This is a genomic window from Streptomyces niger, assembly GCF_000718305.1.
GTDB lineage: Bacteria > Actinomycetota > Actinomycetes > Streptomycetales > Streptomycetaceae > Streptomyces > Streptomyces niger.
The window spans coordinates 35,250-60,626 of sequence record NZ_JOFQ01000003.1; the positions used below are offsets into that span (position 1 = coordinate 35,250).

Sequence of the window (25,377 nt, forward strand, 5' to 3'; positions counted from 1 at the left end):
CCGGGTGGGCCTCGGCTCCTGAGCCCCTGCCGCCCCCCACCCAGTGCCCTCCGAGGGCCGCCCGACCACCGCCCCCACACGTCACAGCTTGAGACCGAGACCTCTACACCCTTCGCCGGTCCGTCTCGTACCTCCTCATTCGCGAAAGAAGGCTGCCGATGCCCCCATCGACGTCCAGCGCCATCACCTTGAACATCAACGGAGAGAAGTACACGCTGCCCGTCGATCACCGCACCACCCTGCTCGACGCACTGCGCGAGCGGCTCGACCTGACAGGCACCAAGAAGGGCTGTGACCAGGGCCAGTGCGGCGCCTGTACGGTCCTGCTCGACGGCCGCCGGGCCGTCTCCTGCCTGCAGCTCGCGGTGGCCGCCGAGGGGCGGGAGATCACCACCATCGAGGGCGTGGCCGACGGGGACGAGCTGCACCCGGTACAGCAGGCCTTCCTCGACCTCGACGGTTACCAGTGCGGCTACTGCACCCCGGGGCAGATCTGCTCCGCGCTCGGCGTGATCCAGGAGCACGCGGCGGGCTGGCCGAGCGCCGTGACCGACGACGTACGGCCCGAAGCGGGGCCGCCGCCCCTCACGGCCGACGAGATCCGGGAGCGGATGAGCGGCAACCTGTGCCGCTGCGGTGCGTACGTGTCCATCGTCCAGGCGGTCGCGCGGGCCGCCGAGGCCGAGGCCGAGACCGCGGCCGACGACGCCCGGACCGGTACGGAGGCGGCGATATGAAGGAGTTCGGATACCAGCGGGCCTTCGACGTCCCCGGCGCGGTCGCGCTGCTCGGCGCCGACCCCGACGCGCGCTACCTCGGCGGCGGCACCAACCTCGTCGACCTGATGAAGACCGGTGTGGAGCGCCCGGCCGGACTGATCGACGTACGTGAACTGCCGCTCAACGACATCGAGGTGACCGAGTCGGGCGGGATCCGTATCGGTGCCACGGTCACCAACAGCGACCTCGCCGCCCACCCCGAGGTGCGGCGCCGGTACCCCGCGCTGGCGCAGGCCGTACTCGCCGGCGCCTCCGGCCAGCTGCGCAACATGGCGACGGTGGGCGGTAACCTCCTCCAGCGCACCCGCTGCGGCTACTTCGCCGACGTGGCCAAGCCGTGCAACAAGCGCAGCCCGGGCAGTGGCTGCCCCGCCATCGAAGGTGAGCACCACAACCACGCGATCCTCGGCGCCAGCGCGCACTGCGTGGCCACCCACCCCTCCGACATGGGGGTGGCGCTCAGCGCCTTCGACGCGGTCGTCTCCTACGAAACGGCCGACGGGCCGGGGGAGTTGCCGATCGCGGACTTCTACCTCCCGGTGGGGGACACCCCGCATCTGGAGACCGCGCTGCCGCCCGGCGCGCTGATCACCGGCGTCACGCTCCCGCCCACCCCGGTCGCCGCCGTCTCGCGGTACCGCAAGGTGCGCGAGCGCGCGTCGTACGCCTTCGCGATCGGTTCCCTCGCTGCCGCGCTCGACGTACGCAACGGTCTTGTGCACGACGTCCGGCTGGCCTTCGGCGCGGTGGCGTCCCGGCCCTGGCGGGCACGGGAGGCCGAGGCGGCGCTGTGCGGCGGGCCCGCGACCGCAGAGGCGTTCGCCGCCGCGGCGGACGCCGAGCTGGCGGCCGCCGAGCCGCTGCCCGACAACGCGTACAAGGTGACGCTGATACGCAACCTCGTCGTATCCGTCCTGACCGAGCTGACCGAGTCGACCGAACCGAGCGCGTCGACCGATCCGACCGACCCGACCGACCCGTCCGAGGGGGCCACCCGATGACCACTGCGACCGGAACACCCGCGGTGACGGGCGCCGTCGGCACCGCGCACACCCGCGTGGAGGGCCTCGCCAAGGTCACCGGCGCGGCCCGTTACGCGGGCGAGATCCCCTTCGCCGAAATGGCGCACGGCTGGCTGGTCCTGTCCACCATCGCCCGCGGCCGCATCAGCGCCATCGAGGAGGACGCCGTCCTGGCCATGCCGGGCGTGCTCAAGGTCCTGCACCACGGCAACGCGCCCCGCGTCGACACCGACTACACCGGACTCCTCGGCCGGCCCGACCCCACCATCGCCGTCTTCCAGAACGACCGCGTGCCGTACCTGGGATGGCCGGTGGCGCTGGTCGTCGCCGAGACCTCCGAGCAGGCCAGGGAGGCCGCCGAGGCGCTGGTGGTGCGGTACGAGGAGGAACCGCACGACGTGGTGTTCGCCGCCGGCCGGCCCGGTACGTACACGCCGGACGGCTCGGCCGCGCAGAAGGGCGACGTCGAGGCCGAGCTGGCCGCGTCGGAGTTCGTCGTGGACGCGGAGTACACCACGCCGGAAGAGCACCACACCATGCTGGAGCCGCACGCGGCGATGGCCCGGTGGGAGGACGGCCGGCTCGAAGTCGTCGACTCCAACCAGAGCACCATGTGGGTGGCGGGCGAACTCGCCAACCTCTTCTCCCTCGACCCGTCCTCGGTGCGGGTACGGTCCGAACACGTCGGCGGCGGCTTCGGGTCCAAGGGCGTCCGGGTCCACCAGGTGTGTGCTGTGATGGCCACGACCGCCATCCACCGCCCGGTGCGCGTCGTCCTGACCCGCCGTCAGATGTTCTCGCTGACCGGCTACCGCAGCCCCACGGCACAGCGGGTCCGGCTCGGCGCGGATCCCGACGGACGGCTGCGCGCCTTCGCGCACGAGTCGCAGAACCTCACCTCGACCGTGCACGAGTTCGTCGAGCCGAGCGCCACGGTCGGCCGGGTGATGTACGACGCGGACGCCCACCACACCGTCAACCGCGTCGTACGGCTCGACGTGCCGACGCCGACGTTCATGCGCGCGCCGGGCGAGGCACCGGGCTCCTTCGCGATGGAGTGCGCGCTCGACGAGCTCGCCGAGCAGGCCGGCATCGACCCGATCGCACTCCGCGTCCGCAACGAGCCGGACGTCGGCCCGCTCTCCGGGCTGCCGTTCAGCAGCCGCAACGTGCTCTCCTGCTTCGAGGAGGGCGCCCGCCGGTTCGGCTGGGCGGACCGCGACCCGCGGCCCGGCGTCCGGCGGGACGGGCGCTGGCTGCTCGGCACGGGCATGGCCGCGGCCGCGTTCCCGTCCAACGCCCTGCCCTCCACGGCGTCCGTGACGGCGGAGGCGGACGGCACCTTCACCGTGCGCATCAACGCGGCGGACATCGGCACCGGCGCACGCACCGCGATCACCCAGATCGCCGCCGACGCGCTGCGGGTCTCCCCGGGCCGCGTCCGCACCCGCATCGCGGACAGCGACTTCGGCCCGGCGGGGATCGCCGGCGGCTCCATGGGCACCCGCTCCTGGGGCTGGGCCGTCACCGTCGCCGCCGACGAGCTGCGCGAGCGGCTGGCGCTGGGCGGCACGGTGCCGCCGGAGGGCATCACGGTACGGTCCGACACCACCGAGGCCGTCGGCGCGCTGGCCAAGAAGGAACGGCACTCCTTCGGCGCGCAGTTCGCCGAGGTCGCGGTGGACGTCGCCACCGGCGAAGTACGCGTACGCCGGATGCTCGGCATCTTCGCCGCGGGCCGCATCATCAACCCGCTGACGGCCCGCAGCCAGCTGGTCGGCGGCATGATCTGGGGCCTGTCCATGGCGCTGCACGAGGAAGCGGTCCGGGACGCGGCCTCGGGCGGCCACGTCAGCCCCGACCTCGCCGGTTACCACTTCGCCGCCAACGCCGACGTACCGGTGATCGAGGCGGACTGGGTGGACGACGAGGACCCGGACGACCCGGTCGGCATCAAGGGCGTCGGCGAGATCGGCATCGTGGGCGCCGCGGCGGCCATCGCCAACGCGGTCTGGCACGCGACCGGCGTACGCCACCGCCACCTCCCGATCCGCCCGGACCGGGTGATCGTGGCGGGAACCGGCACGGGATCCGCCACGGACGCGGTCACGTCCGACGTGGCCGGCTGAGTGCGAACGGGTGGCGGGCAGCCGGGACCCACGGGTATCCGGCCCCGCCACCCTCGCCCCACCCTCCGATCGGCCCGCTCGCTAAGGAGACCGACAACATGCTGGACATCGCCGACGAACTGCACCGATGGGTCGAGCAGGGCCGCGACTTCGCCGTCGCCACCGTCGTGGCCGTCGGTGGCAGCGCGCCACGCGATCCCGGGGCAGCCCTCGCCGTGGACAGCGAGGGCACGGCCATCGGCTCGGTCTCGGGCGGCTGCGTGGAGGGCGCGGTGTACGACCTGTGCACCCAGGCCCTCCAGGACGGCACGACGGTGCGCGAGCGCTTCGGCTACAGCGACGAGGACGCCTTCGCCGTCGGCCTGACCTGCGGGGGAGTCATCGAGGTACTGGTCACACCGGTGCGCTCGGACGCCCCCGCCAGGCCGGTCCTCGCGGCGGCGCTCTCGGCCGCGGCGCGCGGCGAGACGGCCGCGGTCGTCCGCGTGGCCGAGGGCCCCGCCCCCCTGCTCGGCCGGGCACTCCTCGTCCACGCCGACGGCTCGTACGAGGGCAGCCTCGGCGGCCCGCCGGAGCTGGACGCGGTGGCGGCGGCCGACACCCGCGCCATGCTGGCCACGGGCCGCACCGGCGCCTTCACCGCCGCAGCGGACGGCACGCACTGCGACACGGACCTGACCCTCTTCGCCGAATCCAGCGTGCCACCGGCCCGGATGATCGTCTTCGGCGCCATCGACTTCGCCGCGGCGCTCGTCCGTACGGGCAAGTTCCTCGGCTACCACGTCACCGTGTGCGACGCCCGCCCCGTCTTCGCCACCCGCGCCCGCTTCCCCGAGGCCGACGTCGTCGAGGTCGACTGGCCGCACCGCTACCTCCGCCGCACCGGCACCGACAACCGCACTGTCATCTGCGTCCTCACCCACGACGCCAAGTTCGACGTCCCCCTGCTGACCGAGGCCCTGCGCCTGCCCGCCGCCTTCATCGGCGCGATGGGCTCCCGCCGCACCCACGACGACCGCAACCGCCGCCTCCGCGAGGCCGGCGTCACCGACCGGCAACTGGCCCGCCTCCGTTCCCCCATAGGCCTCGACCTGGGCGCCCGCACCCCCGAAGAAACAGCCCTCTCCATAGCAGCCGAAATAATCGCCACACGCTACGGGGGGACGGGGGCACCACTGACGGAGGCGCGGACGCCGATCCACCGCGACCCCACCGCCCTCACACAAGGCGGCCTCGGCAGGGATTCGGCAGCTTGATCCGGTGCCGCTCACCACGTATCCACGAACCCCCGTCCCCGAACCGGTAGTTCTTCCGGTCGGTAGGCCGTCAGTGTTGATGTGATCCAGTCGCGGGAGGTTGCCGGGTCGATGACGGCGTCTATTTCCAGGGCGGCTGCGGCGTTCACCGCCTTGCCGTGGTCGTAGAGTTCGGCGACGCGGGCTTCGAAGGCGCGTTGGCGTTCGGTGGGGTCGGGGATGGCTTCGAGTTCCTTGCGGTAGCCGAGGCGTACGGCGCCTTCCAGGCCCATGCCGCCGAGTTCGCCGGTCGGCCAGGCGGCGGTGGCGAGGGGGGCGCGGGTCGAGCCGCCCATCATGGCCATCGCGCCGAGGCCGTAGGCCTTGCGGAGGATGAGGGAGACGACGGGGACGCGGAGGTTGGCGCCGGTGACGAAGAGGCGGGAGAAGTGCCGTACGGTGGCGTCTCGTTCGGCGTCGGGGCCGACCATGAAGCCGGGGGTGTCGCACAGGGCGAGGACCGGTAGGCCGAAGGCGTCGCAGAGTTGGAGGAAGCGGGCGGCCTTGTCGGCGGCGTCGCGGTCGATGGCGCCGCCGAGGTGTTGCGGATTGTTGGCGAGGAGCCCGACGGGGCGGCCGGCGATGCGGACGAGTGCGGTGACGATGCCGGTGCCGAAGCCGGAACGGAGTTCCAGGACCGAGTCGGTGTCGGCCAGGCCGTTGATGACCTGGTGGACGGGGTAGGCGCGGCGGCGGTTCTCGGGGATGGCGTGGCGGAGGAGGCGCGGGTCGGGCGCCGCCCAGTTCTCGGTGGTGCCGCGGAAGTAGGAGAGGTAGCGCTTGGCGGTGTCGACCGCTTCGGCCTCGTCCGCGACCGGGATGTCGACGACGCCGTTGGGCACCTGGACGGAGAGCGGGCCGACTTCTTCGGGGGCGTAGGAGCCGAGTCCGCCGCCTTCGATCATTGCCGGGCCACCCATGCCGATCGATGCTTCGGGGGTGGCGATGACCACGTCGCAGCAGCCCAGGAGGGCGGCGTTGCCCGCGAAGCAGCGGCCCGATGCGATGCCGACGAGGGGGACGAGGCCGCTCAGCCGGCCCATCTGGTGGAAGGTCATGATATCGAGGCCGGCGATGGAGGAGGTGTCGGTGTCGCCGGGGCGGCCGCCGCCGCCCTCCGCGAACAGCACGACGGGGAGGCGGCGTTGCTCGGCCACGCCCAGCAGCCGGTCGGTCTTGCGGTGGTTGTTGTGGCCCTGCGTGCCGGCCAGCACGGTGTAGTCGTACGACATCGCCACGCACGGCGCGCCGTCGACCGTGCCGGTGCCGGTGACCATGCCGTCGGCGGGGGTGGCGGCGATCAGGTCGTCGAGCGAGCGGCGCCTGCGCTGCGCCGCTATGGCCAGTGCGCCGAACTCCGTGAAGCTGCCTTCGTCGCACAGGTCGGCGATGTTCTCGCGTGCTGTGCGGCGGCCGAGCGCGTGCCGCTTCGCCACCGCCTCCGGGCGTTGCGCGTCCAGGCCGATCGCGTGCCGGGCCAGGGCCTCGGCGAGGTCGGGGCGGATGGCGTCCGGGTCGGTTTCGGTGGTTTGCGCATCGCCGGTCTCATCGCCCGTGGCCGGCTCCCAGGCCACCAGCGGGTGGCCCTCAGGGACCGTGTCACCGACCGTGGCCCCTACGGAGCGCACGATGCCGGCGGTCGGGGCCGTCACCACGTGCTCCATCTTCATCGCTTCGAGGACGAGGAGCTGATGGCCTGCGGGGACGGTCTCGCCCGGCGTCACGTCCACGGTGACGACCGTGCCGGCCATGGGGGCGGCGATGGTCCCTTCCTCGTCGGTGGTGCCGGCGAGCGGCGGCTCGTCGGTGTCCTCGGTGAGCAGTTCGGTGAGGTGGTCGGTCACCCATGTGGTGTGCGTGGCGCCGGCCGTGAAAGCGGGGTGGGCGAGGACGGCGCGCAGCAGCGGTATGCCGGTGCGGACACCCTCCACGGTGAATTCGGCCAGGGCCTGCCGGGCGCGTTCGCAGACCGCGGTGAAGTCCGGTACCGGGACGCGGGTGATGACCTTCGCCAGTAGAGGGTCATAGCGTGCGCCGACGGTCAGGCCGCCGCATGCGCCGGTGTCCACGCGGACGCCGGGGCCGGTCGGTACCTCGAAGCGGGTGAGGGTGCCGGCGGAGCCGCGTACCGTGCCGTCCCGTGTGGTGACCTCGGCGTTCACGCGGGCCTGTACGGCGAAGCCGCGCGGTGCGGGCGGGCCGCCGGCCAGGCCCAGGTCCGCGAGCGTGGCGCCGGCCGCCAGCCGCAGTTGTGCGTCGACCAGGTCGATGCCCGTCACCTCCTCGGTGACGGTGTGTTCGACCTGGAGGCGTGGGTTGGCTTCGAGAAAGTGGTACTCGGTGCCGTGTACGAGGAATTCGAAGGTGCCGACGCCCACGTAGCCCACCTTGCGGGCCATGCGGAGCGCGCACTGCAGGAGTTGGTCGCGGATCGGTGTGGGCAGGGCGGGGGCGGGGGCGATCTCGATGAGTTTCTGGTGGCGGCGCTGGGCCGAGCAGTCCCGTTCCCAGACGTGGGTGACCGCGCCGGTGGCATCGCCGATGACCTGGATCTCGATGTGGCGGGCGCCCGTCAGCAGTCGCTCGACGTACAACTCGCCGCGGCCGAAGCCCTGTTCCGCCTCCGAGCGGCAGCGCTCCCAGGCCTCGGTGAGCTCGGCGGCGTCGTGTGCCACGCGCATGCCCCGGCCGCCGCCCCCGCCGAGCGCCTTGACCATCACCGGGCCGCCGGCGCCCGGGCCTTCGGCCAGGAACGCGCGGGCTTCGTCGAGGGTGGTGGGGCCGGTGGTGCCCGGCAGTACCGGTACGTCGAGGGACCGGGCGAGGGCGCGGGCACGCGCCTTGTCGCCGAAGAGGCCGAGCACGTCGGGGGAGGGGCCGACGAAGACCGTGCCCGCCTCGGCGCAGGCCCGCGCGAAGTCGGCGTTCTCGCTGAGGAATCCGTAACCGGGGTGGAGGTAGGCGCAGTTGGTGTCTCGCGCGATGGACAGGAGGGCCGCCGCGTCGAGGTAGGCGGCGGGGCCGGAGTCGGGTAGTGGGTGTGCCTCGTCGGCGAGCCGGACGTGCGGGGCCGCCGCGTCGTCCTCGGCGTACACCGCGACGCTGCGCAGTCCTGCCGCGGCGGCGGCGCGCGCCACCCGGACGGCGATCTCCCCGCGATTGGCGATGAGCACGGCTGACCCCATTGGGCGAGCACCTCCACGCTGAGACGGCGGCTGTCATGGTCATTGACATTGGCGTCAACGTCAATAGGGTCGAGGCGTGGCAGGCAGAGAGCAGTCCGCACCCGCGTCCCGGCAGGCAGCAGCCCGCGGGCACCGCCCCTGGGCGACCCGCACGGCACGTGATCGCAGTGACACGCCCGTACGGCACCGGTTGCTGGACGCCGCCGAGGCGGTCTTCGCGCGTCGCGGCTACGGTCCCGCCACCATCGCCGACATCGCCGCCGAGGCCGAACTGTCCCGGGCGGGCTTCTACGTCTACTTCGCGTCGAAGGAAGAGATCTTCCGGGTGCTGGCCGTGCGGGTGCGGGACGCCTTCCTCGCCGCTCAGGAGGTGCCGGACACCGACCCGGAGGACGTCCGGGCCGTCGCGCACGACTCCACCGCCGCCTTCATCGCCGCGTACGCCGACCACCTGCCGCTGCTCCGGCTGATCGAGCAGCAGGCGCAGGGGGACGCGGAGCTGTACGAGCTGTGGCGGGAGATCAGCGAGCGGCCCACCCGCCGTACCGCGCGCTACATCCGCCGGCTGACCGAGGCGGGTGCGCTGGCGCCCGTGACCGACCCGCTGGCGGTCGCTCGTGCGGTGGGCGGGATGAGCGTCCAGTTCGCGCGGGTGGTCGCCGAGGACCCGGACGCGTACGAGTCCGCGGTGCGGGATGTCACCGCCATGTACCTGCATCTGCTCGGCGTCCGGGTGCCGGCGCCGCAGCAGGGCACCGCACCGCCGCACGACGAGGAACACCAGGCGATGGACGAGGGACACCAGGCGATACCGGAGGAGTAGCAGTGAGCCGCGTGACGCGTATCGAGCACTACCTGACCGATCTCCGTGCCCGACAGGACCGGGCCCGCAGCGGCCGGCAGCCGGGCGTCATCCGGTCGCGGGCCGACGAGCGGACCGTGCCCGGCCACGTGCACCACTGGGCGGTCACGGACCCCGACCGCACCGCCCTCGTCTTCGACGGCCGCGAGACGACCTACCGCGAGCTGGACGGGGCCGCCGACCGACTGGCGGGGTGGCTGGCCGCACGCGGCGTACGGCCCGGCGACCGGGTCGGCGTCCACCTGCCCAATTGCCCGCAGTTCCTGATCGCGATGCTCGCCGTGCTGCGTCTGGGCGCGGTCCACGTACCGGTCAACCCCATGTTCAAGGCCGCCGAACTCCGTCACGAGCTGGCCGACTCCGGCGCCTGCCTGGTCATCTCCCGTACCGAACTGGCCGCGGCCGTCAAGGAGGTACGTCCGGACACCGCGGTCCGCGAGGTCCTGCTCGCCGACACCGACGCATGGCAGCAGGCCCTCGCGCACGCCCCGCACGGCACCATCGCCGACGACCCGGACGCGCTCGCCGCACTCAACTACACCGGCGGCACCACGGGCATGCCCAAGGGTTGCGAGCACACTCAGCGGCACATGGTCTACACGGCCACCGCCATCGACTCGGGGCGCGCCACCGAGCCGGCGCCCGAAGGCATCGTCTCCCTCTGCTACCTGCCCGTCTTCTGGATCGCCGGGGAGAACCTCGGCATCCTGGCGCCGCTCGTCTCCGGCGGCACGAGCGTGCTGCTCCCGCGCTGGGACCCGGCCGCCGTCCTGGACGGGCTGGAGCGGTACCGCGTCACCACGATGGCCGGCACGGTCGAGAACTACCTCGAACTGCTGGACCGCCCGGACCTCGCCGAGCGCGACCTGTCCGCCTTCACCGCGCCGCTCACCGTCTCCTTCATCCGCAAGCTCACCCCCGAGGTACGCGACCGCTGGCGCCGCGCGGTCGGGAACCACAGCGTGCTGCGCGAGGCCTCGTACGGCATGACCGAGACGCACACCAGCGACACCTCCACCCTCGGCTTCCAGGACGGCGACCACGACCTGCTCGGCGAGCCCACCTTCTGCGGGCTGCCGGTGCCCGGCACGGACATCATGGTCGTGGACTTCGCGACCGGCGAGCCGCTGCCGCTCGGCGAACGCGGCGAGATCGTCGTACGCGGCCCGTCCGTGCTGACGCGCTACTGGCGCGCGCCCGAGGCCACCGCGGCCGCCCTGCGCGAGGGCTGGCTGCACACCGGCGACATCGGCTCCATCGATGACGAGGGGTGCCTGAGCTACCTCGGCCGCGACAAGGACATGATCAAGGTGAACGGCATGAGCGTCTTCCCGACGGAGGTGGAGACCCTGCTCGGGCGCCATCCGGACGTGGTGGCCGCCGCTGTCGTGGCCGTACCGGACGAGCGGCGCGGCCAGCGCCCTTACGCGTACGTGCGCACCGTTCCCGGCAGCACGCTGACCGCTGAGGCGCTGGGGGAGTGGGCGGGCGCCTCGATGGCCGCCTACAAACTCCCCGCCATCGAGCTGACGGACGAGCTGCCGCTCACCGCCACCGGCAAGATCAGGAAGACGGAGCTGTCCGCGCGAGCCAGGCGTACGCGGCCTGCGCCGTGAACTCCCGCTGACCGCCCTTGAAGAGGAGCCCGGCGCCCTCGAACGCCGGGTCTCCCGCGGTCTCCGGCACGTACGGGATCGCGATGCAGCGCATCCCGGCGCGGCGCGCGGCCTCGGCCCCGGGCGCGGCGTCCTCCAGCACGACGCAGCTCTCCGGTGCCACGCCCAGCCGCAGGGCCGCCTCCAGGAAGACATCGGGCTCGGGCTTGCCGCGCCCCACCTCCTCGGCCGACACCCGCGTGGAAAGCCAGGCGTCCAGGTCCGTGCCCTTCAGCACCGCGTCGATCGCGGCCCGCGACGAACCGGACGCCACCGCGAGCGGGTGCCCGGCCGCGTGCAGCTGCTCCACGAACGCCCGCATCTCCGCGAAGACCTCGGTGTGCGCCCCGGCCAGCTCCAGGTAGATCTCGTTCTTCCCGGCCAGCAGCTCCGTGACGGGCGCCTCGATCCCGTACTCCTTCTTCAGGATCTCCAGCGTCTCGCGCGTCCCGATGCCGATGAACCGGGTGTGGTGCTCCCAGGTGAAGTCGGTGACCCCGTACCGGGCCAGCAGCCGGCGCCCGGCCTCGTAGTAGTTGGGTTCGCTGTCGACGAGGGTGCCGTCGAGGTCGAAGACGACGGGGGTGCGGGAGGGGTCGGTGCTCATGCCCCCAGCATGCCAAGCCCGCGGTCAGCGCGGTGCCGCGGCCCCGCCCACGTCCTCGACCAGCGGCAGCAGCCGGTGCGGCACGCGCTCGCGGAGCGCCACCTCCGTGCGGGTCCGCACCACACCCGGCATGTTGATCAGCCGTTGGATCACGTCCTCCAGATGGGCCGCGTCCCGCGCCACCACCTTGGCCAGCAGGTCGCCGCCGCCCGTGGTCGAGAACGCCTCGATGATCTGCGGTACCTCGGCCAGCAGGGCTGCGACCTCTTCCAGGTGGCCCTGGGTGACCTCGATGTGCGCGAAGGCGGTGACCGGGTGGCCGAGCGCCGCGGGGGACAGCCGCGGCCCGTACGCGGTGATCACCTCGTCCCGCTCCAGCCGGTCCAGGCGCGCCTGCACCGTGCCGCGTGCGACGCCGAGGATGCGCGCGTACTCGCGCACGCTCGTCCGCGGCTGTTCGAGCAGCAGCCGGAGGATCCGGGCGTCGAGTGCGTCCACGGCCATGGGGGGCGGGCTCCTTACGGGCGGTTCGGGTGCGGGCCGGTCGGCCGCCGGTCTCCAGTCTGCGGTGTGCCGTGCCGGCATGCGACGGCGGGGCTCCGGGGCCACCGATCGACCGAACGTCAGTTCATCGGAGCATCACCGCATGTTCGCCGTAAGTCACCCTTCCGTCACCTGTGCAGGGCATGAGTGGAGGAGCGGTCGACGCGGTCCGTTCGGGGAGCCGCGCGCATACAATCGAACAGGAGTGTGATCTCGGTGGGCGACTTGCTCTGCGCGGTGCTGGCGAAGGCCGGCCTCGCCATCGCCGAGGTGATCATCACCAAGGTCGTCATGGAACTCTGCACCGCCTACATACGCAGGTACCGGGCGGACGCCGCCACGGCAGCCGCATGAGACGACCGGCACCGCAGGTCACGCCATGACCTGTGTGTGCCGGTCGTCCGGGACCGCACCGTGCTGACCGGCGGCGAGCGCCCGCCCGGTCGGGATGTGCAGCTCCGATTCGCGCAGCCGACGTGTCGCCCACATGCTGACCAGACCCGTCAGCGCAAGATAGCCGCAGGCGTACCACGGAGTGCCCGAGCCCAGGGCCAGCAACGCCGTCATGATCAACGGGGTGATGCCGGACGCGAAGATGCCGGACATCTGGTAGACGAACGACATGCCCGTGTACCGCACCGGGGTGGCGAACAGGGCGGCGAACAGCGTGCCCTGGGCTCCGTAGAACGAGGCGTGCACCAGGCCGAGGGTGACCAGGAGCGCCACCGCGAAGGCCCACGGCCCGCCCGTACCGAAGAGCCAGAACGCCGGGAACACCGAGACGGCGAAGGCGCCCATGCCGACGAGGTAGACGCGGCGCGCACCCAGCCGGTCGACCGCGGCGCCGGAGACCGGGATCAGTACGGCCATCACCAGAGCCGCGGCCGTCACCGCGAGCAGCACGGCCGTACGGTCCAGCGCCAGCGTCCCCGTCGCGTAGGTGATCGCGAAGACGCCCCAGGTGTTGAAGGCGGCGCCCTCGCCCCACCGCGCCAGCATGCCGAGCACCACGTGCCGGCGGGCGGCCTTCTCGCGCACCACCTCCACCAGCGGCGCCGAGCGCGGCAGTTCCTGGAGCCTGCGCACCGCGCGGAACGCCGGCGTCTCGTCGATCTTCAACCGGACGGCCAGCCCGACCCCGACCAGCACCAGACTGATCAGGAAGGCCACCCGCCAGCCGTACCCGAGGAACGCGGCATCGCTGAGCACGTTGTTGAGCAGCGCGAAGACTCCGGTGCCCAACGCCAGGCCGAGCGCCAGCCCGATCTGCGGATAGCTGCCGAACCGGCCCTTGCGCCCCTCGGGCCCGTACTCGACGGCCAGCAGCACGGCCCCGGCCCACTCGCCCCCCAGCGCCACGCCCTGCGCGACCCGCAGGACCAGCAGCAGCGCGGGGGCGAGGACGCCGACCTGCTGATACGTGGGTAGCAGGCCGATGAGCGAGGTGGAGACGCCCATCAGGCCCATGGTGAAGGCGAGGGTGCGCTTGCGGCCGATGCGGTCGCCGATGTGCCCGAAGAGCAGGCCGCCCACCGGACGGGCGACGAACCCGACGGCGAACGTCGCGAACGACAGCATCGTGCCGACCGTGCCGTTCGCCACCGGGAAGAACAGCTTGTCGAAGACCAGCCCGGCGGCCGTGGCGTACAGGAAGAAGTCGTACCACTCGACGGTGGTGCCCAGCAGGCTGGCGAGCACCACGGTCCGCAGCCGCGCGGCCGGTGCCGCCGCCTGCTTCTCGTGCGGTCGCGGTGGCGCCTGCGAGGGCGCGGACCCGCCGCTCACCGGCCGGCGAACGGGACGATGCCCGCCTCGGTGGTACGCGGACCGGCCGGGTGCTGCCACAGCCCGCGCTGCTCCAACAGCGGCAGCACGCCCTCGCCGAACCAGTACGCCTCCTCCAGGTGCGGCACCCCGGAGAGCACGAACTCCTCGATGCCGAGCCGCGCGTACTCCTCGATGAGGTTCGCGACCTCGGCGTGGCTGCCCACCAGCGCCGTGCCGGCGCCGCCGCGGACCAGGCCGACGCCGGCCCACAGGTTCGGGTAGACCTCCAGCTTGTCGGTGGACCCGCTGCCGTGCAGCTCCCGCATCCGGCGCTGCCCCTCGGACTCGCTCGTCGCCAGCCCCTGCTGCACCGCCTTGATGCGCTCGGGGTCCATGCCCTTCAGCAGCCGCTCCGCCTCGGCCCACGCCTGCTCCGAGGTGTCCCGGCTGATGGTGTGCAGCCGGATGCCGAACCGCACCTCGCGGCCCTGCGCGGCGGCCAGCGAGCGCACCCAGTCGATCTTCTGCTTCACCTGCTGCGGCGGCTCGCCCCAGGTCAGGTACACATCGGTGTACCGCGCGGCCACTTCGCCGGCCGCGGGCGAGGAGCCGCCGAAGTAGACCTGCGGCACCGGGTCGGGCAGCCGGTTCAGCTTCGCGCCCTCCACCCGCAGATGCTCGCCCTGGTGGTCGACCGTCTCCCCGTCCCACAACCGCCGCACGATGTCCAGGAACTCGCCGGTGCGCGCGTACCGCTGGTCCTTGTCGAGGAAGTCGCCGTACGCGCGCTGCTCGGCCGACTCGCCGCCGGTCACCACGTTCAGCAGCAGCCGGCCGTGCGACTGGCGCTGGTATGTCGCGGCCATCTGCGCCGACAGGGTCGGGCTGATCTGGCCGGGCCGGAACGCGACCAGGAACTTCAGCCGCTCGGTGACCTGGGTGAGCATCGCCGTCGTCAGCCAGGCGTCCTCGCACCACGCGCCTGTCGGCGTCAACGCCCCTACGAAGCCGAGCTGCTCGGCGGACCGGGCGATCTGGCCGAGGTATTCGATCGAGGCGGGGCGGTCTCCGCCGGCGGTGCCGGGGAGGGAACCGTGGCCGCCGCCGACGATGTGCCGGCTGTCACCGGTCGTGGGCAGGAACCAGTGGAACGTCAGAGCAGACATGAGGACTCCGGGGAAGGGCGGCGGGTCACGCCCTCGGCAGGGTGCAGTGGCCCGGCGGGGTGCGTGACGGGGTGCCGCGGAGGGCATGGCGAGGCGCCGCGGGGGAGCGGCGACCGAGCGCCGCCCTAAGTGCGGGAAATGAGGGAGAAGCGCGGCAGCACGGCCCCGGTGCGCCAGGGGTCCGCGGCCGGAAAGCGCGTCAGACGCGACAGTTGGCGCTGGACTGGCGACACAGATCGACGTGGAGGCGTCCCACGAGGAGGTCGGCAGCAGCAGTCATGCCTGGCATTCTGCGTCGGGCACCCCGCCCGGTTCAAGCCGATGAGACAAGTGTTTCAGCAGGCGAGACGGTGACGGTTACGGCTGCGCGAGCCGCCGGTCAGCCGCCGGTCAGCCGCCGGTCAGCCGCCGGTACCCGGCGCCCGGGCCACCGCGTCCCGCACCTCGTCCGCCGGCGTTCGGGGCGCAACGTTGTGATCGATCATCGATCATTACTCGCGAGTAATGGTTGCCCCGACGATCTCGAATCTCTACGTTCTATTGAACGGAAAGATTGTTCCGAACTTCGGAATTCGACGTGTGGCGACGTCAGTTGAGCTCGCCCGTCCACGGCCGGCCCACCCGTACCGCCGATCGTCCGCCCCGACCACCGGAGGTGCCGCAGAAGCGCGCGGCACCTCCGGTTCCTCACCCAGGAACGCGAAAGGGGATCACCGTGTCCCAGCTCGACCAACTGCCCGACAGCGACCCGTCCGAGGTCGCCGAATGGCGCACATCGCTGGACGGAGCCGCCCGCGCCGGTGGCCCGCACCGCACCGCCTACCTGCTGCGTCGCGTCGCGGAGCACGCCGAACGGACCGGGGTCGGCCTCCCTCCGCTCCTGGAGACGCCGTACATCAACACCATTCCGACCGCGGCCGAGCCGGAGTTCCCGGGTGACGAGGCGATGGAGGCCCGGATCACCGCCTGGAACCGCTGGAACGCGGCGGCGATGGTCACCCGCGGCAACCAGCGCGGCGGCCTCGGCGGCCACATGGCCACCTTCGCGTCGGCGGCCTGGCTGAACGAGATCGGATACCAGCATTTCTTCCGCGGGAAGGAGAGCCGGGAAGGCAGCGGCGACCAGCTGTACATCCAGGGGCACGCGTCGCCGGGCGTCTACGCCCGCGCCTTCCTCGAAGGGCGGCTGACCGAAGCCCAGTTGGACCGCTTCCGGCAGGAAGCCGGCGGCGAGGGCCTGCCGTCCTACCCGCACCCGCGGCGGCTGCCCTGGCTGTGGGAGTTCCCGACCGTGTCGATGGGGCTGGGCCCGCTCTCGGCGATCTATCAGGCACGCTTCAACCGCTACCTGCACCACCGCGGCATCAAGGACACCTCCCGGTCGCACGTCTGGGCCTTCCTCGGCGACGGCGAGATGGACGAGCCGGAGTCCACCGCGGCGCTCGCCCTGGCGGCCCGCGAGGGCCTGGACAACCTCACCTTCGTCATCAACTGCAACCTCCAGCGCCTGGACGGCCCCGTCCGCGGCAACTTCAAGATCGTGCAGGAGCTGGAGCGGCAGTTCCGGGCCGCCGGCTGGCACGTCGTCAAGTCGCTGTGGGGCCAGGCCTGGGACGACCTGCTCGGCCAGGATGCGGACGGCGCACTCGTACGCCATCTGGGCAGCATTCCCGACGGTCAGTTCCAGACCTTCGCCGCCCGCGACGGCGCGTACATCCGCGAGCACTTCCTCGGCGAGCGGCCGGAGCTGGCCCGGCTGGGGGAGCAGCTCACCGACGCCCGGCTGGCGGAGATCGTCGGCACCTCGCGCGCCGGCCACGAGCCGCGCAAGGTCTACGCCGCGTACAAGGCCGCCGTCGAGCACAAGGGCGCGCCGACCGTCATCCTGGTGCAGACCGTCAAGGGCTGGACGCTCGGCCCCGGCTTCGAGTCCCGCAACGCCAACCACCAGATGAAGAAGCTGTCGGGCAAGGAGTTCCGCGCCATGCGCGACCTGCTGGAACTACCGATCCCCGACAGTGCGCTGACTGACGAGCTGGTGCCGTACGCCCACCCGGGCGCGGACTCCGCCGAGGTCGCGTACCTGAAGGAACGGCGCGCCGCGCTGGGCGGCCCGGCCCCGGCCCGCAAGGTCACCCCGAAACCGCTTCCGGCGCCGTCGGAGAAGGCGTTCGACGCGCTGAAGAAGGGCTCGGGCACGCAGGAGATCGCCACGACCATGGCGTTCGTCCGCCTGGTCAAGGACCTGATGCGGGACAAGGAGACCGGCAAGCGCTGGGTGCCGGTCGTGCCCGACGAGGCCCGCACCTTCGGCATGGAGTCCCTCTTCCCATCCGCCGGGATCTACTCACCGCTCGGCCAGACCTACGACCCGGTCGACCGCGATCAGCTCCTGTACTACAGGGAAGCCAAGAACGGTCAGATATTGAACGAGGGGATCACTGAGGCCGGTTCGCTCGCCTCGCTGACCGCGGCCGCGACCTCGTACGCGACGCACGGCGAGCCGATGATCCCGTTCTACATCTTCTACTCGATGTTCGGGTGGCAGCGGACCGCTGACCAGTTCTGGGCGCTCGGCGACCAGCTCGGCCGCGGTTTCATCGTCGGCGCGACCGCCGGCCGTACGACGATGACCGGTGAGGGCCTCCAGCATGCCGACGGTCACAGCCACCTCATCGCCTCCACCAACCCGGCCGCCGTCTCCTACGACCCCGCGTTCGCCTACGAGGTCGCGGTGATCGTCAAGGAAGGCCTCCGCCGCATGTACGGCGCGACGGCCGAATTCCCCGCCGGCGAGGACGTCTTCTACTACCTGACGGTCTACAACGAGACCAAGGTCCAGCCGCCCATGCCCGAAGGCCTGGACGAGCAGGGCATCGTGCGCGGTCTCTACCGGTACAAGGAAGCCGCGGAGACACCGTTCGACGTCCCGTCCGACGCGCCGAAGCTCCAGCTGCTGGCCTCCGGTACGGCCGTCCACTGGGCACTCGATGCCCAGAAACTGCTGGCCGAGGACTGGGGCGTGGCCGCCGACGTGTGGTCGGCGCCCTCCTGGACCGAGCTGCGCCGGGACGCCCTGCAGTGCGATGCGGCGCGACTGCGCGGCGGCGACCGGATTCCGTACGTGACCCGCGCGCTGGCGGGCGCACCCGGCCCGGTGGTCGCGGTGAGCGACTGGATGCGGGCCGTGCCCGACCAGATCGCTCCCTGGGTCGAGCAGGAGTGGGTCTCCCTCGGCACCGACGGTTTCGGCCTCTCCGACAGCCGGGACAACGTCCGCCGGTACTTCGGCGTGGACGCCCCGTCGATCACCGTGAAGGTGCTGGCCACGCTGGCCCGCCGCGGTGAGGTCGAGCCGGCGGCCGTACGACGGGCCGCCGCCCGCTACGGGCTGGGCGGCTGACCCGGTGGTCCATTGGCACGCCCCCGAACCCGACAGGGAACGTGCCGGTGGGCCATTGGCCCAGCGATTCCGAGGTCTGTTGAGCCAGTATGCCCTCGGGTGTTCTGATGGTCATGTCGATGGCGCTGCGGATTCCGCGGCGCCTTTTTCATGGCCTGACACGACGTCCACGCGGCGCTGACGCGCGCGGACGTGTCGGCGGAACGCAGAAGGGGCGGGGATCTGTGCTCAAGAGGATGTTCGTGGCTCCGGATCCGGGACGACTGCGGTTGCGCAGCGCGTTGCGGGCGGTGCTCGGCATCGGGTCGGCGGTGGCCCTGTGCGTGCTGACCGGCCACTCGCTGGCCGCGGCGATCACCGGCGGCCTCGCGGCCCTGCTGGCCCTCTTCACGGTCCTGGACCCCACCGTCCGCGGCCAAGCGGTGACCACCGCGCTGCTCCCGACGGTCGGCTTCCCCGTACTCGCCCTCGCCGCCGTGCTGCACGACCACCCGATGACGAGGGACGCGGCCTTCCTCGCCGTGGTCGGCGCCGGGGTGTACGCCCGCCGATGGGGGCCGCGCGGCCACTCGCTCGGCGTCTTCGCCTTCATGATGTACTTCGCGTCGCAGTTCCTGCACACCGTGGCCGGCCAGCTGCCCGAGCTGTACGGAGCGGTGCTGCTGTCCCTGCTGGCCGCCGCGACCGTGCGGTTCGGGCTGTGGTGCTACGAGCGCCGGCTGCCGCCGCCCGCCGCCGTACCACCCCTGGCCGCCGGCACCGGGCTCGCCCGGGCCACCACGCGGCAGGCGCTCCAGGCGATGGCCGGCGGCGCCTTCGCGCTCGCCGCGGGCCAGGTGCTGTCGCAGGAACGCTGGTACTGGGCCGTCGGAGCCACCTGGTGGGTCTTCGTGAACTCGGCATCGAGCGGCGAGACACTGGTCCGCAGCTTCCGGCGAGTGCTCGGCACGGTGCTCGGGATCGCCGTCGGGCTGGGCGTCGCCGTACCGCTGCACGGCGCGTCGGCGCCCACCGCCGCGCTCGTCGCCGTCTGCGTCTTCGGCATCTTCTACTCGGCCGCCGTGTCGTACACCTGGATGATGCTGGCGGTCACGGTGATGGCCGGGCTGTTGTACGGACTCCTCGGGGTGCTGAACACGGGCCTGCTCGTACTGCGGGTCGCGGAGACGGGGGTCGGAGCGCTCGGCGCGGTACTGGCGGTCCTGCTCGTGCTGCCCGTCACCACGCACGCCACGACGGACGCCTGGATCCAGCGCACCCTGCGCTGCGTACACGCCTGCACCGCAGAGGCCGCCGCACGGCTCGCCGGTTCCGGCACCGCCGATCCCTCGGCCCGCGTCGCCGACCTGGAGCTGCTGCTCGGCAAGGTACGGGCCTCCCTCGCCCCGCTGGTCCACCCGCTGAGCCCGGTACGGGCCCGCAAGGGCCGGGCCCGCCGCGTCCTCGCCCTGCTCGACGACTGCGCCCGCGAGGTGCGCGGGCTGGCCGCCGTCGCCGCCGACCCCGAGGCCTCCCACGACGACCGCCTCGCCGCCGCCTGCCGGCGCGTGGAGGCCGCGGTGGAAGCGCTCACCGCGCCGGGCCAGGCCGCTCGCGCGGAGCGGTACGCGGTGGCGGCTGCGCCGCGCCCCCACGCGACGGAACCGGCCCTCGCCCACCTGCACGGCCTGGAACGGGCCCTCACCGAACTCGCGGACCCGCTCCGGACCCCTGGCCGCAGGCCACTGATCGGGGCTTGAGCGTCGGGACGGGACCTTGAGCGTTCGGTCGGGGACCTGGAGAGTCCGGTTGGGGACCTGAAGCGTCCGGTCGGGCGCTGAGGCCGCAGCAGCCCCTGGCCAGCCTGGCCAGGGGCTGCTGCGGCCCGGTGGGGCGGCTACCGCGGCCCGGGGTTGCCTCATGTCGGTGATCTCCGGCGGGGCGTCGCCTGCCCTGTTAGCGTCGGTGACCGACCGATACGGGGCGTACGAACGAGAAGCGGGGTAGGACGGGGTATGAGTGTGAACGGTGCCGACCGGCACGTTTCCGGATGGCGGGCGTACATCGGGTCGACGGCCGGCGGGGCCGGCGTCGTCACCGCCGAGTTCGATCCGGGCAGCGGCGCGCTCAAGGAACTGGACCGCACGGACGCGGTGACCAACCCCTCCTACCTCGCGGTGTCGGCCGACAGCCGGCTGCTGTACGCGGTAAGCGAGATCCCCGACGGCGCGGCGGCGGCCTTCTCGCTCACGGGGGAGCGGCCCGCACTGCTCGCGCCGCCGGCGCCCGTCCACGGCTCGGCACCCACCCACCTCACCCCGCACGCCGGGCACCTGCTCACCGCCAACTACCGCTCCGGCAGCGTGAGCGCGCTGCCGCTACGGGGCGACGGCGCGCCCACCGCGCCAGGCCCCGGCGGCGTCCTCGCACACCACGGCAGCGGGCCGAACCCCGACCGGCAGACCGGCCCGCACGCGCACGCCGTGGTGGCCGACCCCTCGGGGCGCTGGGTGCTCAGCGTGGACCTCGGGACCGACTCCGTCCGCGTGTGCGACATCGACCCGGGGAGCGGCGAACTGGTCATGCGGCGCGAGATCGCGCTGCGCGCCGGCAGCGGCCCCCGCCACCTCCGCTTCCACCCGCGCGGCGACCTCGCGTACGTCATCAACGAGCTGGACCCGACGGTGACCACCTGCCGGTGGGATGCCGTACAGGGGCTGCTGACCCCGCTGGGGGAGACGCCCGTACTGCCCGAGGGCGGCGTGACGCCGACGCTGCCGTCCGAGATCGTGGTCTCGGCGGACGGACGGTTCGGCTGGGCCGCCAACCGAGGGGACGACAGCATCGCCGTACTGGCGCTGGAGGGGGACGGGGCGGCGCCGCGACTGGTGACGACCGTGCCGTGCGGCGGCGACTGGCCTCGTGACCTGGCGCTGCACCCCGAGGGGCGGTACCTCTACGCCGCCAACGAGCGCTCCGGGGACGTCACCTGGTTCACGATCGACACGGACACGGGCATCCCGGAGCGCGGCGGTTCGCTTCCGGTCCCGTCGGCTTCGTGCGTGGTCTTCGCACGGTGAGGCCGCGGGCCGGACGGGGGCGGCCCGTCGTGCAGGGGCAGGTCCGTGGGGTGGAGGCAGGTCCGTGGGCGGGGTCGGCCCGTCGGGCAGGGGCAATCGGGAACGCGCCACCCGGGCCGACATCAGCCGCTCTGGTTCAGCCCGTTGGGCGTGTTCGGCCGATAGCGGACGTTCGGCGACGAGATCGTCCGAATGCCGGGCGCGGCGGCCCGTTTCCGGGCAGGCTGGCCGTATGACCGTCGGATTCAGTGGTGAAGTCGCGGAGAACTACGCCCGCTTCCGGCGCGGCTACCGCCCGGAGCTCCTGGACGCCCTGCAAGAGACGTTCGGCCTGACCGCCGGCGACACCGCACTCGACCTCGGCTGCGGCACCGGAGCGTTGGCCGTACCACTCGCCGCGCGGGTCGGCGCCGTGCTCGGCATGGACCCCGAACCGGACATGCTGCGGCTGGCCCGCCGCGCCGCCGACGAGGCGGGGGTGCAGAACGCCACGTGGGTGCTCGGCGCGGACACCGACGTCGCGGCGCTCGGCACACTGCTCGGCCGGGGCTCGCTGGCCATGACCGTCATCGGCCAGGCGCTGCACTGGATGGACCACGACCGGCTCTTCCGCGAGCTGCGCCCCTTGCTGCGGCCCGGCGGCGGTATCGCGGTGATCGCCAACGGGGTGCCGCTGTGGCAGCAGGAGACCCACTGGTCGGACGCGCTCCGGGACCACCTGGAGAGACACTTCGGCACGGCATTGGAGGCCACCTGCGGTACGGCCGACGACGAACGGTCCGACTACGCCCGGGCGCTGCACGCGGCGGGCTACGACGGCGTCCGCGAGCTCGACCACCGCTACCGCGCCGAGCTGACCTTCGAGGAGCTGCTCGGCGGTGTGCTGTCCGCCGTACCTGCGGACCGGCTGCCGGGCCCCGAGGAGCGCCCGCATTTCGCGACCGGACTGCGCGAGGCCCTGCCGGAAGGACCGTATGCGGAGGAAGTACGGGTCAGAGTGCTGCTGGGCCGCACGAGCGGCTGACCGGCTCGGCGTGCGAGGAGCTGACCGGCTGCTCCCCGTGCGTGGGGATGATCGGCCGCTCACCGTACGTGGGGCTGACCGGCTGCTCCCCGTGCGTGGGGGGAGCGGCTCACCGTGCGCGGGGTGGTCGGCGCCGAACGGCCTGCCGGTGCCGGGGCTTGCCGGTGCCGGGGGCTGTCTCGGGGCGGTGGCTGTGCCCGGGTTCGCCCGGGTTCGCCCGCGTACGGCGACGGGCCGCCACCGCATGGTGCGGGGCGGCCCGTCGAAGGGTTCAGCCACTGGAGCTCAGCCACTGGAGCGGAACGCCGGCCGCGGGGAAGGGAGCGGCCGGCAAAGGATCAGCGGGTCGGGGCTCCCTGCGCCGACTGCAGCGTGATGCCCAGCGAGGCCGCGTAGTTGGACAGGACCAGACGGCCCACCGCCATGTACGCACCCAGCGCCTCGGCGGAGGCGCAGCCGGCCTCGGCCGCGGCCGCCCCCAGCAGGCCGTCGGCGATCTCCGGGCCGATCAGGTACGGCGCCAGCGCCAGCTGCTGCGAACCGGAGTTCCGCAGCTGCTCGGCCGTGCGCGAGATCGCACCGTCCTCGTCCAGCGCGGCGGCCAGCACCGGGACCGCGAGGCGCGCGGAGAGCAGCATGCCGGTGATGCCGGCGGCCTGCACCGCTTCCTCGCCGCCGACGGTGGCGAGGATGATGCCGTCCGCGGCCGTTGCGACCGTGAAGAGCCGGGCCCGGTCGGCGCGCGCCAGGCCGGCCTCGGACAGCCGTACGTGCAGCGCCTCGGCAAGCAGCGGATGCGGCCCGAGCACATCGGTGAGCTCGGCTGCGGAGCCGCTGTTCATGATCGCCTGGCGTATGCGGCGCAGCAGGGCGTTGTCGGGCCCCGCGAGCAGCGGCACGACCACGGCGGCCGGGCTGTCCTTGAGGTCCGTCGCACCGGCCTCGATGCGAGCCTTGCGCTCGGCGGCGGCGTGCGAGAGCACGGCCTCCAGCGACGGGAACTCCTCATCGCCGCCGTCGACGTACCCGATGCGTGCGTCGAGGCCGGGCAGCTCGGAGCGGGCGATGCTGGACACCTCCTCCGCCAGGCTGCGCGACGCGGCAGTAGGGGCGCCGGGGACGGCCAGGACGAGCGCGGGCGCGCCCTCGGGCGCAGCGACCGGCTCGGGGCGGCGGTGGCGTCCGGACTGGCGCGGACGCGGCATTCGTACAGGCAGGCCGGGTGCGGGCCCAGTGGGGGAACTCATGGCGCCGCATGCTAACGCGTCTTCGGCACCCTGTGCCGAGGGAGGGCACAGTCGGGTGGTTTGTGTACCGATTCGTCCCGCGCGTCTCCGTGTGAACATCACACGACACGCCGTGTGATCTGCGCCGACCTCTCGTTCGAACGGTACCGCGGAGACGGGCGTCGGAGATTCCGCTTAGGGGGCCCAGGGGGTGGAGAGGTCGCTGGGACCCGAGGGGATGGATCGGTCGGAGAGAGGCGAAGGGAGCAGAGGGAGTGGAGGTGGAAAAGGGCTTGATGGGGGAGCGGGAGGCTCGCGGAGTGACGAGAGCCGAGGGGCAGGAGTGACGAAAGTCGGAGCTCGGGAGTGGCGGAGGACTGCCCGGCCGGGACGGCGCTTGTGTGTGCGACTGCGAATCACTCGGACTGGTCGGGCTGCTCGGGCTGCTCGGGTCGCTCGGGTCGTTTGCAGCACTCGGTCGCCGAGGCGGGCGATACGGGGGAGCGGGTGGGGAGGGGAGCGGGCGGAGGTCTCAGCTCGTGACGTGGAGGAGGCGTGTATCGGTGGGCAGCCGCAGCTCGTCGCGGGCCAGTGCCGAGGCGATGAGCAGCGCGCCGTCCAGCGGGTCGCCGGCCGCCGCGACCAGGCGTACGCCGGGCAGCCGCACCGCGAGCGCCGCCCGGAGCGGCTCCAGCAGCGGCTCGCCCATCTTGAACAGGCCGCCGGTGTATGCGACCTCCCGCTGGATGCGTGCCGTGGCCGGCGGGCAGACCGCGGCCGCGGCGTCGGCGATGTGGTGCGCGGCCTCGTCGAGGATCGCGGCGGCGAACTTGTCCTCGGCGGCGCAACGCGCGACCTCGGGAGCGAACGACGCCAGCACGGCGGGCCGGTCGGAGCGCGGGTAGAGCTTGCCGGGCAGGTCGGTGACCGGCCCGAACACCGCCTCGGCGCGGGCCAGCAGCGCTGCCGAGCCACCGGATCGACCATCGTGCGCGCGCATCGCCGCCTCCAGCCCGGCCCGGCCGATCCAGGCGCCGCTGCCGCAGTCGCCCAGCAGGTGGCCCCAGCCGTCGGCGCGGCGCCAGCCGGTCGCGGCGGTGAGGTCGGTACCCATCGCGATCATGCCCGTACCGGCCGCCACCACGGCGCCGGGGCGCTGGCCGAGGGCGCCCGCGTACGCGGTGACGGCGTCGGCCGCGAGCGCCAGCCGGGTCGTGCCGAGCGCGCGGGCCAGCGCGGACGGCAACGTCGCGCGCAGGTCGTCGCCGAGCGCGGCCATGCCGGCCGCGCCCACGCACACCGCCGCGCATCGGCCGTCGCCGCCCGCCGCGCGCACCAACGAGGCGGCCGCCGGGAGCAGCCGGCCGAGGAGGTTCTCGGCGTCGATGCCGGCGGGCCCCGTAGGTACGGGCTCGCGGAAGTCGACCGCACCCAGCCGCCGCGCCGGCACGGCGTCGACCGGCGTGCCGGCGGCCGGGGCGGCGTCGATCGGCGTGGCGGCTACGGGCAGGATGTCGACCGGCGCGGTGCCAACCGGCGCGGTGTCGGCCGGGGCTCCGGCCCCGTACGCGCGGGCGACCGCGATCCGGAGGCCCGAGCCGCCGGAGTCGACCCCGAGCACCAGGTCCGGTGCCGTGGGCGCACCTACAGCCATG

At 73.0% G+C, this 25,377-nt stretch carries 19 protein-coding genes; 11 read left to right on the forward strand and 8 right to left on the reverse strand.

What is annotated here, in order from left to right; genetic code table 11:
• Positions 1-158 precede the first annotated feature (158 nt).
• The 4 genes from IF20_RS06795 to IF20_RS06810 all read left to right on the forward strand — a co-directional run bounded on the left by IF20_RS06795 (position 159) and on the right by IF20_RS06810 (position 5,186).
• The gene (locus IF20_RS06795; RefSeq protein WP_052864101.1) at positions 159-737 is read left to right on the forward strand and encodes a 2Fe-2S iron-sulfur cluster-binding protein; all 579 of its coding nucleotides are present in this window, start codon (positions 159-161) and stop codon (positions 735-737) included.
• Entirely contained in the window at positions 734-1,780 is a 1,047-nt protein-coding gene (locus tag IF20_RS06800; protein WP_052864102.1) for an FAD binding domain-containing protein, read from the forward strand. The genes IF20_RS06795 and IF20_RS06800 overlap by 4 nt, the downstream gene beginning before the upstream one ends.
• The gene (locus IF20_RS06805) at positions 1,777-3,930 is read left to right on the forward strand and encodes a xanthine dehydrogenase family protein molybdopterin-binding subunit (protein ID WP_052864103.1); all 2,154 of its coding nucleotides are present in this window, start codon (positions 1,777-1,779) and stop codon (positions 3,928-3,930) included. Before IF20_RS06800 ends, IF20_RS06805 begins: the two co-directional genes overlap by 4 nt.
• A gap of 98 nt (positions 3,931-4,028) precedes the next feature.
• Positions 4,029-5,186: an XdhC family protein gene (locus IF20_RS06810; protein WP_052864104.1), complete on the forward strand. Its 1,158-nt coding sequence runs from the start codon at positions 4,029-4,031 to the stop codon at positions 5,184-5,186.
• Between the two features lie 11 nt (positions 5,187-5,197).
• Here IF20_RS06810 and IF20_RS06815 read toward each other — a convergent pair whose 3' ends face one another.
• Positions 5,198-8,410, reverse strand: a complete 3,213-nt coding sequence (locus tag IF20_RS06815; protein WP_052864105.1) for an acetyl-CoA carboxylase family protein — start codon at positions 8,408-8,410, stop codon at positions 5,198-5,200.
• A 76-nt stretch (positions 8,411-8,486) separates the two neighbouring features.
• On the opposite strand from IF20_RS06815, the gene IF20_RS06820 reads away from it, so the two are divergent.
• Together IF20_RS06820 and IF20_RS06825 are read left to right on the forward strand one after the other, a co-directional pair.
• Positions 8,487-9,233 carry a TetR/AcrR family transcriptional regulator gene (locus tag IF20_RS06820; protein ID WP_110943902.1) on the forward strand — a complete coding sequence of 249 codons (747 nt, stop codon included), beginning with the start codon at positions 8,487-8,489 and terminating at the stop codon, positions 9,231-9,233.
• A 2-nt stretch (positions 9,234-9,235) separates the two neighbouring features.
• Entirely contained in the window at positions 9,236-10,888 is a 1,653-nt protein-coding gene (locus IF20_RS06825) for an AMP-binding protein (protein ID WP_052864106.1), read from the forward strand.
• Here the strand turns inward: IF20_RS06825 and IF20_RS06830 are convergent.
• On the reverse strand, positions 10,836-11,534 hold the full coding sequence (locus tag IF20_RS06830) for an HAD family hydrolase (RefSeq protein WP_052864107.1): 699 nt from the start codon (positions 11,532-11,534) through the stop codon (positions 10,836-10,838). The two genes, IF20_RS06825 and IF20_RS06830, sit on opposite strands and share 53 nt — an antisense overlap.
• Before the next feature lie 24 nt (positions 11,535-11,558).
• The gene (locus tag IF20_RS06835; RefSeq protein WP_052864108.1) at positions 11,559-12,038 is read right to left on the reverse strand and encodes an Lrp/AsnC family transcriptional regulator; all 480 of its coding nucleotides are present in this window, start codon (positions 12,036-12,038) and stop codon (positions 11,559-11,561) included.
• Between the two features lie 255 nt (positions 12,039-12,293).
• Here IF20_RS06835 and IF20_RS39000 point away from each other — a divergent pair, with 255 nt between their 5' ends.
• Entirely contained in the window at positions 12,294-12,431 is a 138-nt protein-coding gene (locus tag IF20_RS39000; RefSeq protein ID WP_199896515.1) for a hypothetical protein, read from the forward strand.
• A gap of 18 nt (positions 12,432-12,449) precedes the next feature.
• Here the strand turns inward: IF20_RS39000 and IF20_RS06840 are convergent, their stop codons facing one another.
• The 3 genes from IF20_RS06840 to IF20_RS40880 form a co-directional block, all read right to left on the reverse strand.
• Positions 12,450-13,862 carry an MFS transporter gene (locus IF20_RS06840; RefSeq protein ID WP_110943903.1) on the reverse strand — a complete coding sequence of 471 codons (1,413 nt, stop codon included), beginning with the start codon at positions 13,860-13,862 and terminating at the stop codon, positions 12,450-12,452.
• Positions 13,859-15,010, reverse strand: coding sequence for an LLM class flavin-dependent oxidoreductase (locus IF20_RS06845; protein WP_052864109.1), 1,152 nt, complete (start codon positions 15,008-15,010; stop codon positions 13,859-13,861). The genes IF20_RS06840 and IF20_RS06845 overlap by 4 nt, the downstream gene beginning before the upstream one ends.
• Before the next feature lie 199 nt (positions 15,011-15,209).
• Positions 15,210-15,299, reverse strand: coding sequence for a putative leader peptide (locus IF20_RS40880; RefSeq protein WP_361564463.1), 90 nt, complete (start codon positions 15,297-15,299; stop codon positions 15,210-15,212).
• 426 nt (positions 15,300-15,725) lie between these two features.
• Between IF20_RS40880 and aceE the strand changes: the two genes are divergently transcribed.
• The 4 genes from aceE (at position 15,726) to IF20_RS06865 (ending at position 22,496) form a co-directional block, all read left to right on the forward strand.
• The gene (gene aceE / locus IF20_RS06850) at positions 15,726-18,413 is read left to right on the forward strand and encodes a pyruvate dehydrogenase (acetyl-transferring), homodimeric type (protein WP_110943904.1); all 2,688 of its coding nucleotides are present in this window, start codon (positions 15,726-15,728) and stop codon (positions 18,411-18,413) included.
• Positions 18,414-18,637: 224 nt separating this feature from the next.
• Positions 18,638-20,152 (forward strand): FUSC family protein, encoded by a 1,515-nt coding sequence (locus IF20_RS06855; RefSeq protein WP_052864110.1) that lies wholly within the window; start codon positions 18,638-18,640, stop codon positions 20,150-20,152.
• A 255-nt stretch (positions 20,153-20,407) separates the two neighbouring features.
• Positions 20,408-21,472 (forward strand): lactonase family protein, encoded by a 1,065-nt coding sequence (locus IF20_RS06860; RefSeq protein WP_052864111.1) that lies wholly within the window; start codon positions 20,408-20,410, stop codon positions 21,470-21,472.
• Between the two features lie 232 nt (positions 21,473-21,704).
• Positions 21,705-22,496 carry a class I SAM-dependent methyltransferase gene (locus IF20_RS06865; RefSeq protein WP_052864112.1) on the forward strand — a complete coding sequence of 264 codons (792 nt, stop codon included), beginning with the start codon at positions 21,705-21,707 and terminating at the stop codon, positions 22,494-22,496.
• Between the two features lie 338 nt (positions 22,497-22,834).
• On the opposite strand, the gene IF20_RS06870 is transcribed toward IF20_RS06865, so the two are convergent.
• Positions 22,835-23,743, reverse strand: coding sequence for a sirohydrochlorin chelatase (locus tag IF20_RS06870; RefSeq protein ID WP_199896516.1), 909 nt, complete (start codon positions 23,741-23,743; stop codon positions 22,835-22,837).
• 511 nt (positions 23,744-24,254) lie between these two features.
• Entirely contained in the window at positions 24,255-25,376 is a 1,122-nt protein-coding gene (locus IF20_RS06875) for an N-acetylglucosamine kinase (RefSeq protein WP_052864114.1), read from the reverse strand.
• Position 25,377: the final 1 nt, after the last annotated feature.

Bases quoted from the DNA above. Each gene is read 5' to 3' on its own strand.
- IF20_RS06795 (WP_052864101.1), top strand. From the start codon at position 159: ATGCCCCCATCGACGTCCAGCGCCATCACCTTGAACATCAACGGAGAG.
- IF20_RS06800 (WP_052864102.1), top strand. From the start codon at position 734: ATGAAGGAGTTCGGATACCAGCGGGCCTTCGACGTCCCCGGCGCGGTC.
- IF20_RS06805 (WP_052864103.1), top strand. From the start codon at position 1,777: ATGACCACTGCGACCGGAACACCCGCGGTGACGGGCGCCGTCGGCACC.
- IF20_RS06810 (WP_052864104.1), top strand. From the start codon at position 4,029: ATGCTGGACATCGCCGACGAACTGCACCGATGGGTCGAGCAGGGCCGC.
- IF20_RS06815 (WP_052864105.1), bottom strand. From the start codon at position 8,410: ATGGGGTCAGCCGTGCTCATCGCCAATCGCGGGGAGATCGCCGTCCGG.
- IF20_RS06830 (WP_052864107.1), bottom strand. From the start codon at position 11,534: ATGAGCACCGACCCCTCCCGCACCCCCGTCGTCTTCGACCTCGACGGC.
- IF20_RS06835 (WP_052864108.1), bottom strand. From the start codon at position 12,038: ATGGCCGTGGACGCACTCGACGCCCGGATCCTCCGGCTGCTGCTCGAA.
- IF20_RS06845 (WP_052864109.1), bottom strand. From the start codon at position 15,010: ATGTCTGCTCTGACGTTCCACTGGTTCCTGCCCACGACCGGTGACAGC.
- IF20_RS40880 (WP_361564463.1), bottom strand. From the start codon at position 15,299: ATGCCAGGCATGACTGCTGCTGCCGACCTCCTCGTGGGACGCCTCCAC.
- IF20_RS06860 (WP_052864111.1), top strand. From the start codon at position 20,408: ATGAGTGTGAACGGTGCCGACCGGCACGTTTCCGGATGGCGGGCGTAC.
- IF20_RS06865 (WP_052864112.1), top strand. From the start codon at position 21,705: ATGACCGTCGGATTCAGTGGTGAAGTCGCGGAGAACTACGCCCGCTTC.
- IF20_RS06870 (WP_199896516.1), bottom strand. From the start codon at position 23,743: ATGAGTTCCCCCACTGGGCCCGCACCCGGCCTGCCTGTACGAATGCCG.
- IF20_RS06875 (WP_052864114.1), bottom strand. From the start codon at position 25,376: ATGGCTGTAGGTGCGCCCACGGCACCGGACCTGGTGCTCGGGGTCGAC.